13 protein-coding genes are annotated in these 11,299 nt (G+C 33.6%); 7 read left to right on the top strand and 6 right to left on the bottom strand.

Translation table 11 applies throughout. The annotated features are described in order from the left end of the window. The 5 genes from GVN22_RS25970 to GVN22_RS25950 form a co-directional block, all read left to right on the top strand. On the top strand, positions 1-555 hold a 555-nt coding region (locus GVN22_RS25970; protein WP_205691045.1), incomplete at its 5' end, for a hypothetical protein. 506 nt (positions 556-1,061) lie between these two features. Then, entirely contained in the window at positions 1,062-1,856 is a 795-nt protein-coding gene (locus GVN22_RS25965; RefSeq protein ID WP_166553926.1) for a hypothetical protein, read from the top strand. Positions 1,857-2,032: 176 nt separating this feature from the next. Then, positions 2,033-2,275 (top strand): hypothetical protein, encoded by a 243-nt coding sequence (locus GVN22_RS25960; protein WP_166553925.1) that lies wholly within the window; start codon positions 2,033-2,035, stop codon positions 2,273-2,275. Positions 2,276-2,378: 103 nt separating this feature from the next. Beyond that, a complete protein-coding gene (locus GVN22_RS25955; RefSeq protein WP_166553924.1) occupies positions 2,379-2,684 on the top strand; it encodes a hypothetical protein in 306 nt (101 codons plus the stop codon). After that, entirely contained in the window at positions 2,681-3,136 is a 456-nt protein-coding gene (locus GVN22_RS25950; protein ID WP_166553923.1) for a hypothetical protein, read from the top strand. Before GVN22_RS25955 ends, GVN22_RS25950 begins: the two co-directional genes overlap by 4 nt. 31 nt (positions 3,137-3,167) lie before the next feature. On the opposite strand, the gene GVN22_RS25945 is transcribed toward GVN22_RS25950, so the two are convergent. Next, positions 3,168-6,386 (bottom strand): ATP-binding protein, encoded by a 3,219-nt coding sequence (locus tag GVN22_RS25945; RefSeq protein ID WP_166553922.1) that lies wholly within the window; start codon positions 6,384-6,386, stop codon positions 3,168-3,170. A 472-nt stretch (positions 6,387-6,858) separates the two neighbouring features. Between GVN22_RS25945 and GVN22_RS25940 the strand changes: the two genes are divergently transcribed. Both GVN22_RS25940 and GVN22_RS25935 read left to right on the top strand, forming a co-directional pair. Further along, a complete protein-coding gene (locus GVN22_RS25940) occupies positions 6,859-7,446 on the top strand; it encodes an antitoxin Xre/MbcA/ParS toxin-binding domain-containing protein (RefSeq protein ID WP_240915782.1) in 588 nt (195 codons plus the stop codon). After that, positions 7,447-7,905: an RES family NAD+ phosphorylase gene (locus tag GVN22_RS25935; RefSeq protein WP_166553921.1), complete on the top strand. Its 459-nt coding sequence runs from the start codon at positions 7,447-7,449 to the stop codon at positions 7,903-7,905. Positions 7,906-8,275: 370 nt separating this feature from the next. Here GVN22_RS25935 and GVN22_RS25930 read toward each other — a convergent pair whose 3' ends face one another. From GVN22_RS25930 to GVN22_RS25910, 5 genes are all read right to left on the bottom strand, one after another. Next, complete coding sequence (locus GVN22_RS25930) at positions 8,276-9,484, bottom strand: SIR2 family protein (RefSeq protein WP_166553920.1); 1,209 nt, start codon at positions 9,482-9,484, stop codon at positions 8,276-8,278. A 229-nt stretch (positions 9,485-9,713) separates the two neighbouring features. After that, positions 9,714-10,148, bottom strand: coding sequence for a hypothetical protein (locus GVN22_RS25925; RefSeq protein WP_166553919.1), 435 nt, complete (start codon positions 10,146-10,148; stop codon positions 9,714-9,716). 3 nt (positions 10,149-10,151) lie between these two features. Further along, positions 10,152-10,418, bottom strand: a complete 267-nt coding sequence (locus GVN22_RS25920; RefSeq protein WP_166553918.1) for a hypothetical protein — start codon at positions 10,416-10,418, stop codon at positions 10,152-10,154. A 1-nt stretch (position 10,419) separates the two neighbouring features. Beyond that, positions 10,420-10,638 (bottom strand): hypothetical protein, encoded by a 219-nt coding sequence (locus GVN22_RS25915; protein ID WP_166553917.1) that lies wholly within the window; start codon positions 10,636-10,638, stop codon positions 10,420-10,422. A 261-nt stretch (positions 10,639-10,899) separates the two neighbouring features. Beyond that, positions 10,900-11,299 (bottom strand): hypothetical protein (locus tag GVN22_RS25910; RefSeq protein ID WP_205691044.1); only part of this gene is annotated, 400 nt, incomplete at its 5' end.

Raw genomic sequence — 11,299 nt, 5'->3', positions numbered from 1 at the left:
TGTGGCTCTACGAAAGAGCCACTGACAAGATTCCTTAAACCTATGAAACGTCCGAATATCCTCAACAAAGTCTATGACATCATGGATGCTAATCAACAAGAATCTTTTAGGCTAAAACTAAAGGAGATAGGGTTGAATCCTAGGGTTTTCCATGAAAATTACAAGCTTGATACTTGTAAAATTAATGTAATGGACTGTTACGATTTGATGGTAATAATTCTAGCACCTGACCGACAATTTGAGCATCCCTATTACGTGCTTGACTCGATTTTGAACCCTAGAAAAAAGCCTGCAAGAATAGCTTCTCCAATAAAGCCTGAGCCACGAAAAAACGTAGTAAAGCAGATTGATTTAGAAGAGATAATTGAGGAGAGAAAAGAGGAACTAAAAGAAGTTGACCTGTCTAGTAAAATCCAGAGGATTGCTTATTCGGGTTATTCTATGCAACAATTGTTATTGACTGACGGCTCGCTCGTGAAAGTTGACCCACGATATGAGTACCATTATAAAAAAGATATTGCGGGCTATCGAATGGTAGCACCCACAATGAAGTAAGTTTAGAGAGAGCATCATAAACACCCGACTCGCTTGGGTTGGGTGTTTATTTCAACATTGTTGGCTTTATCAAGAAAGTATCCTTGGTAAGTGGGTTCGATTCCCTGTGTTGAACTAGGCGTAAGCCTTTTGTAAGTAACCTTTCATCTTTAAAAATTCCGTTTATGGATTCATCCTAGACAATCACGTATATAGCGACTCGTTAATTCTGCCTGCGTAGCTAACAGGGGAATTTATGCACTTTTTTCCAAACATAATTTTGTGTTAGGGTGGGTAAATATTGCCTGTACTTTAGCAGTTTTTTTTCAGAGTCGCGCTCTGTTATTCCATAGTTATTCATTATGTTATTCTAACATTTCTTGTTAATCATAGTAGCATAACATTTTAGTTAGAATAACTCTTAACGTGTTTTTTTTAGATTTTTATTACTGTTCCCTAACAGAATAACAGATAGGACGCCCCTGCCTGAATGGGAATTCTTTGCTCAAAACTAAACTCACAAAACAATGTCAAACTTTCAGATTCCTCAAAGCCAATTCGCTAGTATCGCACCACGCAAACTTTATGGTAACAAACAAGAATCAAGCTTCTATTGGGTGATTCAGTTAGACCCCACTCAGAATTCAGCACAGGAAATGGTTGGATACTCTATGCTGAATAACCACCGTGAGAACGAAGATAAGGTCTATGTACTTTGCCAAAAGCTTACCATGCTATTTACAAAAGGGTACGTGTTTAGATGCCTTAGAATCGACTTTTACAGCGTTTTGAACCCTGACACCACTCCATTCCTAACAATCTCCCCTCAAGGCTTCAATGGCTCTGATAAGATAATGAAGCACCCCATAATCAATAGTATTCTCAATAAGCTTTTTGATACCCATGTCAGATGCGTTGAAGCGAAGCAAAACCCTAACTTTGAAGCGGTATTGTATGCACAGTTTCCAGACAAGCAAACCAGAGGTAAAAAGTACAAAGAAGAACTTGCTAATGTGAAGCTACCACGTAATTATAATTTCTTCAAAAACTACGAACATCTATGCGAGTATATGTTGACCCTTTCTAAATCAAACACAGTCCCACAGGAACGAATTGACGGCTATTTTAAGGATTGTGTTAAGGTTCGATTCCCAAGTTATGATGGAACAAATTTTAACAATAAAATAGCAGATGTTCCACTACCTGCGATAACACCAACCCACGAAGAAGCCAGACAAGCCAAAGAGGCTCGTATTGAGAGACAGCAAAGAACCAGAGAGGAATTTGAAGCGAAAAAACGTCAAATCTACGGCATCAAATAGCTAAACGAAGGAATTGAGCGTCTGCCAATTTCGGACGCTCACAATTTTGATAGCAAATTAAAAGACCAGGGGATTGATGCAGCACGCTTTTTATCAAATTTTGATAGCAAAATTCAAAGCAGCTCACACCGATCTAACACTACTCAGGCAAAAGCCCACTCTAAATTGATAGCAAAATGAAATTTCAAATTAAAAAGACCTCGATTATCGGAGTACTCATTCTACTGGCAGTGGTGGCTTTTTCACAAAGAGAATCACCTCCTATTAAATACAGACATATTCTACCCTATCAACAAATTCAACATGGAATATCTCTGATAGAAGTTGATAGTTGCGAATACATTCTTGTAGTGATTAATTACAACATTCAACTTACGCACAAAGCCAACTGCAAAAACAAAGCTCACAAGCTTCTCTAAAAATGAAAAGAATCAAAGAACACCTAGAAGTTGAACTGCTGGCAGAGACCGTCGCAAACGTATTTACCGCATTTTTAGTCATCATCTTTTTAATCCTATCCAAATGAAACAATTCTCAACAATGACCCTACGTGGGTTAGACAACAATGAAAATGCAGACTTGGTTGAAATCATGAATCAAGTCATGCAGAAAGAAAATATCAAAACGGGGCAATCTGTCTTTGAATTTATCTTACGAGACTACAAAGAGAAAACAGAGGAATTACAAGGGCTTAGGCAGACCTACAACGCACACCGACACATGTCTAACAACGAAATACAAGAACTACAGATTGAAAATAAAAAGCTTAAGAAAGCTATCACGGGATTCTGTCAATTTATTGAAGTAGCAAACGAACTCAACCAATGATTAATCTTATTTATCTCGACATTGACCTGTATGAGTATCAGGTTCTCAGAATTATTAGTTATCGTCAATATCAATTGATTAAAGCACATTTTCGAGTCCAGAAGTCTGTAACAATTGAACCAGCTTTGGTAGTTGCTACACTTTATACCAATTGCTTCTTGGTTAGTCCAGAGCTAATTAAAATAAAGAAGAATGGATTAAAAAGGCTAAAGCTTCATTACTATGAAGCGCAAGCACTATTTAATATTTTGGGTTTAGATAGCAGCAATGCTTCACAAAATATCAGAGATAAACTCGACCAAGAAATAACAAACTGGAAACCATCCTATAGTAAGAACTGTCAAGATTGGTATAACGAATCAGGACTAGAACCAGCATGGGGGAAATTTGAGGAAATGACTGAGGAGATGGCTGAGGCGGTTGAGAGTTTTTATAATAAGAATTATTTGTAACTTTTAGCCCGATATTTTATCGGGCTAGATTCTATGTAATGGTTTCATCATTTGAAGTTGTACTACTAATATCACTCATTAGTGCATCAATAATAAGGTTTTTATAACCATCTAGTACACTTCGTCTGTCTCTAGGATTAGAGCCCTTAGGCTTATTTTCAATAACCCAATCAATCAAGGTATCTGAAATATATTCTGATAATAAACTATCAGTTAAAATATTTTCTACATTCATTCTGTTTGAAATATCTGTTGAATGTTCTATTCTAAACTTGAATGTTTTATATTCATCCAAATCTCTAAATGGAGAAATAATAGATAGGTTTGATAAAAAGGGAAATATTTCAAATCCACTGGCATAGCTATTCTCGACAGATAACTGTTCTTTATATTCATTAACTGCATAATACAATCCTCTTTTCATCAAACCTGAGTTTCCGAATAGATTTTTAAAATAGAGATCTATACCAGATTTAACTTCAATTGACTCGGTCTCCTCTGTCAAAACTAGGACTAAACCTTCTACATAAAAGTAAATTTCTTTGATATTGTATTTGTATAATAAATATTTAGAAAAAAAATCATTATTCCAGACTATTAAGGTTTCGGTGTCACTATAATTAGCTTCATCCTTTAATAGTTTTTTTATTTTGTTCGTTTGAGTCTCTTGAAAATATTTTTTTTCAAATTTTGATACTATAAAATTCTTAGCATTGAAGAAATCAATAATTTTAACAGGATTATCGTCCCAGTTTGTTATTAATTCTCTTGGTAAAGTAAATTCTCCTATAAAATCAGAATCCATATTTTGGCCCTTAATACCATTAATACTTTTCGACAATAAAAGCTTGAAATAATCATAGGCTAGACTGTACCTTTCTTCCTTAAAATGAGACAAAACCTTATCCTTGGATTCAAGTAATGTAGATTCTGCTAATTCAATAGCCTTTGGAACAATCGAATCTAAAAATTTTTTTTCTATCTCTGATTTATTTTTCGTAATGAATTTCTCTCTTGTTAAACTCAAGATTTTATCTGATTCAGGACTCATAAAATTCCAAATCAGTCTAGCATATTTTAGTTTGTAATAACTAATTGTTTTATCTTCTACTGGAATATCTCTTACAAGGAACTTCGTTTGGTATGTTGCCCAATTATTATCAATATCGATTTTTGTATCAGCATGAAAACACAATACAAATTCAGAGCCGATTACTCTTTCATAATATTCAAAATAGAGGTTTTTATCTTTTAATGCTAAACGACATTGAATTTTCTGGTCTTCTGATATCTCAGCTTTCTGGTACTCCAGCTTTTCTTTCTCTTTGATTGTTTTAAATAAATTCTTATCAAAAAAATCAACTTGTAAAGTATTAATGTATTTTAATATTTCATATATATAGTTTTGAATTTTCGGTATATATATACTTTTATGCTCATCTGTAAAATAATCATAATTCATGATAACATCCCAATTAAAAGATCTTCCGAAGACTTGTGGAAACTTTGCTTGTGGAATTTGAACAATCACTTTTGTTCCTCTCCCCATTGTAGGTTTATGATTAGTAATAGAGGAGTATTTGCCTTTCTTCGCAGATCTAAAAATAATTTCTTTAGATTCTTCTCCCTCCGATTTTGTTTGAACTATAAAAGTATCTGAAACTATAAAAACGGATTGTAACCCTAATCCAAAAGCCCCAGTTGGTTTTAGCCAAAAAGGGATTCTACCTAACATATTTGTATAAAGTTTATTTTTTTTCCTACTCTCTCCAACCTTACTCGTCATTCTAAGGAGATCAGAATTAGATATACCCGTTCCATTATCTTCAACTGTAAATACTATAGCAGTTTTGGATTCATCAGTCCAATTAACCGAGAGTTTAACTTCAAAACTTTCAACTAAACTTTCTGGAATATCTGTCGGGAATTTTATTTTTTCGATTATTTGAGCATTCGAAAGCTTTTTTTCTCCAAAATGCGAATGAAATACAAAATCGAAGGTTCCATTTTCAATTTCTGTCCAAAGTTGAATTTTGGAAGCGTCTAGAGCATTTTGCACTAACTCTCTTATGAAAGTGAATTCCGCTTTTTCATATATTGATGAGCCTTCTAAGATTTCAAAAATCTTATTATTTGAAACTTGAAAACGAAGGTTTAACAAATTATCATCTGTAAGGCTATTGTTATAATATACTTTTATTTTCCCTTTACCAATCCTTGGAGCTGACCCACCTAAATCACTGGGTGCTATGTTTGACCATTCCTTGCCTTGTTTTTCAACTTCTTCTTCGAGCCAATCAAACCAATTTCTAGTTAGTCTATAAACCTCTTCATTAGGGCAATCAGCCGTAATTTCAATATTTTCAGGTGTAATCAGTAAATGTCTTATAGATGAATGTTTTTGTTGATGAAATTTTGTTGTTTGAGGGCTTTTAAAAACCTTGTCAGTAAACGAATTGAATCTTTTATCATCTACATCCAATAAATCTCCTAACCTAAGTAGCGATGCAACAAATCGTGGATTGATTTTATCGCTTGAAATACCGTTGGACTCATAATCTAGCTTACTGAAAATTTCATAGAAATCAACTCCATGAAGATATGCAACCTCTCCAAGAATATTCATTAACCTTTGAGGTATTTGATCAGAGTAAAAAGCCTTTGCTACGTCGTAAAATAGCTTATCAGCTCCTCTTAAAATATCCGCACTTCTCTTATGATGGACTCGCCTAATATACTCAGCTACAGCGAGAGTTAAAGCGTTTTTTACTTTAATCGGTGTTAAGTTAGAAAGCCACTTGATTTCATTACTATTGTTTTTTGATAATTCTTGAATCTGTAACAATATGTTTCCACTTTCACTCATGGCTTCATCTTCCCACTCGCTAATTTCTTTAAGAAAGGTTTGAAAGTCGTCAGATTCCCATTCCTTTTCAACTAAATCTTGAAAAACAACCATGCCCAAGTCGTGTGTAAATGAAGCCATCAAGATAAGCCAAGCATTTGTTGGACTTAACTTTTTTATTCTCTCCTCTCCAAGAAATGACTCAATATTGCTAACTATAGTATTTGAATGACTCTTTTCGTGAAGGCTGTAATGTGGATAGTATTGATTGACATTGGCTAATGCTGTCGAAAGATTTCTTTTGTTGAGTTGCCATATTGAGTCAAGCACCTTAAATGTTGGGTTAACTTTAGCTGTCTCTTCAAGATGTTTCTCTATAGTATAGTATGAGTTTAAGTGTTCCATATTTACAATCTTATCTATTAAGTGTTTGAGGTTTTTACCTTAAAGTAGGTAAACAATTCTATATTATAGATTAATTATTTCATCTCAACCTTTTCTTAAATTATTATTTGCTTATTTCTGATTAATAATATTGTTATTCTTAATATTAGCGAATATAGTCAAATTTAGTAGTTCCTATTCTGTCAATATTTATTGCAGGTGAAGATTTTAAATATGTTTCAAACTTTATTATCCAGAATCAATATACATTTTTTACCAATTGTATATGCACGGTTTGGTTTTTTCGAACAAGTACTCAATAACGAACTAATAAAGGATTATATCTGATACTTTGTCAAAGTCTATTGATTTTGATAATAAAGCTTTATAATTATCTAAAATATAGGTACTCCGTTGTTGGTCGATTGAAAAGATACAGTAAATAATTGTGTGTAGTTCTATTTTTAGAACCACACACTAAACTATTTGTAAAATGAAACATTTACGAAATAATCTAACCACAATAGATTTGTTTTATTTGGATAATTGTCCTATATTTATAGACAAATGTCCAAAATGGAAAATTATGATGACTGCAATAGATAAAATTGAAGGGAAACTTGATAGGGAAATCGCTTCCTTTTTCAAAGCAAGTAAAATTGACGTGCATAGCAAACAGAATATCACTTATGAAACATTCTTGGAAGATAAAATGCTTATCATATTTGCTATTAGAACAGGTATTCCCTATTCTCTGTTTGATTTAATTCAGGACTATACTCCATTTTCAGTGAATGATTGGGCAGATGTCCTCGACATATCAACAAAATCTCTACAGAGATACAGAACCTCTCCTGAACATCACTTTAAACCAATTCATTCTGAAAAAATAATAGAAATGGCAGAAGTGACAAAAGTGGGGCTTGACGTATTTGGTAATATCGAAAAACTCAAACTTTGGCTTAATACACCAAGTTATGCCTTAGGAAATTTAAAACCTATAGAATTACTAAAAGACTCTTACGGTAAGGAAATGGTTATCAATGAACTTAACCGAATCAATCACGGAATTTTTGTATAGATGAAGGTATTTAGACTTGCAAGGGAAAAATATGCAACACCATTATCAGGTAAAGGGGCAGCTCTGTACGGGGCACGATGGAATCCTAGAGGCATAGAGTTGATTTATACAGCTCAAAATAGGTCTTTAGCAATGGCGGAAGTTGCTGTTCACCTCACTTTGGCAACTTTACCAGAAGATTACATGATGCTAACCATTGAGATTCCTGACGACATAGAAATTAAGCATCTAACAGAAGATGATTTACCCGTGGACTGGCAAGAATTTCCACATCCTACTTCTACTCAGTACATAGGGAGAGATTTTGTAACAGAAAATGAATACTGCGTGTTAATGATACCGTCCGTAGTTACAAAAGGAGACTATAATGTGCTTATTAATCCGAATCATAGAGACTTCGCTAAAATAACAGTTACAAGTATTGATAAATTTCCATTCGACAAGAGGATATTTAAATAAGACTAATAGCTGTTTTAAAATTCATTTATCTAAAAATGTACTTATCAAACAAGAAATCTAATTATGTTTAAAGCAACCTAAAGAAGTTTTTTGAAAATAAGCTACAAACGATTTTGGAAGTCTATATGATAGAATCAATAATAAAAGGGAGTCTATAATTATCAAATAGACTCCCTTTTATTATAAAATCTAGTAAATAAATAGAGCATTAATAAAGTGTAACAGATTATATCCTCATAAGTTTCTTCATCGAGATAATGGGTGTAAACGATTCTACAATATTTTGAGAAGGGCGCCTATGATATTTTATCATCTTTTCTGAAACCCGCTAATGCTCAATTATTACAAATAAGTTTTCCTTATTTGTTTGTCAAATATCTATCTCATTAAATTCGTTTAAGAAGTTATCATATCCTTTTTTGTAAAGAACTATTTGTGTATAAATTTCTGCAAAACCATTTTCATTTAAGTTTTGCTCCCTTTCTTGTAAATTTGTGTCCATAGCAATGGAGTTAATACCTAACAGATTAAAAATCTTATAAATTAGACTTCTACCGTTTGTAAACTCATTAACAATTTGGATTTGATCTGGTAAATAGTCTACGATAATAATTTTGTTTGTAGGTGATATTACCAAAAAATTCATCAACATTCTGTTGAAATGTGGGTCTGAAAACGAATAGCCCACCACATAAATTTTATTTGCTTTTAAACAATCACTTGCAAATTTTTGATAGTAGGTTGAATATGGATTAACATCAAACGTTGGTTCTTTTTGCTGTCCAGTAGAAATAAACGTATTGAAAGAATAAGAATAAGCATTTTCAGTCAAATATTTTGTTTGTTGCCCATCGTATGCGCCAATTCTATCTAGTCTGCATTCGTTCGCAAGTTGGCTGTTTGTGTGATATAATATACCGTTACTGTCAAACGTTAGCCTTGAATGTCCGTGCGGAAATGAAATAGTTTTTTTAGCTAAAAGAAAAGCGTTAACATTAAAACGACCATTATCATCAAAACCAGTTGTAAAATTTAAATTTTGAATAGCGTCAAGTATTATTTCGTCATAGTTTAGAGTGAAAATATTTATTGATTGATCTTCAGATATTGAAGAAACGAAGTTTGTTTGTGATTCTGTAAGTTGATTATATGTTTCCACTTTATGATTCAAGTGTAGTCGGGCAACTTCTTCCGTTATTATTTGTCTGAATAAAAAAGGAACACAAGACCAAACATGATCTCCTAAATTTGGAGAAGTCGCACCATAATATAGTAAAATGTCGTGCAATATCTTTGAATTAGGTTGAGGATTAAAATTAAAAGAACAAATTTTATCATAAATTTCAATTATTTGTTCAAAATGGTAATTTGGGTGTACTATACTAATTTCGTTCAATACTTCTAGGACAGTTTGGGTATTAACCATATCTGTATCTGGCCCCATTATTCCTGTGTATCTTTCAACAATATTGTTCCACCTGTCCTGATCAGATATAACTGTTGTCAAATATTCTGTTGAAAGTCTTGGGTTATAAAATGGTATTGAAGCACCTGCTCCTAAAATCAGAATACTACTCATGTTTTCTTGTTAAAAGGTTTAAAATACATTGTAACTATTGTCTCGCCTTATCATTATATTTAATGGGCTTCCACAAGCAATATAATTAAATTTCATGGCGTATATACAGTTAATATTGAAAATAAGAGTATACTCTTATTTTATTGACTTAGGTTAATAAAATGCCATACAACTCTAAATCACAATAAAACAAAAACAGGAGCCTACATTACATAGACTCCCTTTTTTTTCAATAAACAAGCAAATACTCTGGAGACAAACTATACTGCATATTCTCTTCAGGAGTCCCTTCGTTGAGATAATGTGTGTAAACTATTCTACCATCCTTTAAGAAACCTACTGCATAGCTTCCTACTACTGTTTTGCCTCCTTTTCTTAGGTAAATGTATTCTCCTTTCTCAGTCCAATAATCATAAAACTTGCTGGTATCTACTATGTCAGGATTTGTGCCTGTACCATTGTTTTGTGTGTTGCTAGAACTACTACTGTTAGAGCTGTTACCAGCATCGTTATTGGTTTGGCTACTGCTTGAGTACTGTTTCGTGTCTGAATCATCTATCTGATTACTTGCCGTTGAGCTGGAGATATTCTTCGGGGTTTTGCTGAGAAAATAAGCAACTATTATTGCTGCTATCATGATGGCAATTGCTATAAACTTTTTCATAGGCTATTGATTGGGTCTAACAAGTTTAAATGTTAGAAAGGCAAGAAAAATAGCACTTATGGAGATAAGTAAGACTCTTATCGTTTTCCCTTGCTGAACTGTTACACTCGATGCGTAAGCGGAATCACTACCGTATTTTTCTGCATCGGTTTCTAATTGAGTCCTATTGGTTTTGCCTGTTTCTGTGACTTGGAAAACGCTTTTGACTGCGCTGCCCAATGATGATATGCCAGAACTAATGATGTTTCCAATATCTGCGATGTTTGCCATATTATTTCCTTTTGAAAAGTGATACGCTTAAAACTGTGATTCCTATGGCAAAAGCAATGAGAAGATATGTTGTAAGCTTTTTGTTATGTTCGACTTCTTTTTGATAGGCTATCCCATCATATTTTGTTCCTTGTATGGATAAATCGGTAGTGTTGTCTTGTGACTGACTACCAAATAGACCTCCCACAAGGTTGCCGACTGTGCCAATTATGTCATTCATATTTATAGGTTTAGTGTTTGAGAAATTTTGATAGCAAAACATACCCTTTTCCCTGTTGTGAAGTTGGCAGCTCTATACCATTTTGCTATCAATTTTATGATGTCGACTTCGTTCTTGGTAACTGATCCAGCGAAAGCGGGTAAAATTTTGCTATCATTTTTTTGAGCTTCAGGAGCTGAGCAATGAGCGCCGATAGAATTTTTGCTATCAAAATTTGATAAAATGTGAGCTGCAGTCATTCCCTGGTCTAAACATTTGCTATCAAAATTTCCATCCCCATGTCACCGACTTGTTTCCTAAGTAGAACAAGGCAGCTCCTAGTAATGGAGTTCTAACTTTGAGCCAAATGATTTGAAACTTCTGATTCTTGATGGTTTTGGTATCTAGCTTAATGATTTTCGAATAGTCTCGTGCGTTCTGGTCTGCTAGGTCGAATGATTGGGTGGCAGCATCTATGGCTGGCTCAATAACTGTTTGATTATTACGAACGAGGGCATTGTATCGAACCAGTAGTGAATCATATCTCATACGGTCAGCCACGATATTTCGTAGCTGTAGTGGCGTTATCAAATAGTACTTATTTATAAACCGTGATTGGCTTAGGCTGTCCGTATTGGTCTGTGAATAGAGCTTCAATGGTAGAATCAGGCAGAGCAAGGAT

This window comes from Cellulophaga sp. BC115SP, from assembly GCF_009905545.1.
Classification (GTDB): domain Bacteria; phylum Bacteroidota; class Bacteroidia; order Cytophagales; family Spirosomataceae; genus Flectobacillus; species Flectobacillus rivi.
Note: the sequence above shows the minus strand (reverse complement) of the source record. Positions and strands in the feature narration are given on the sequence as shown.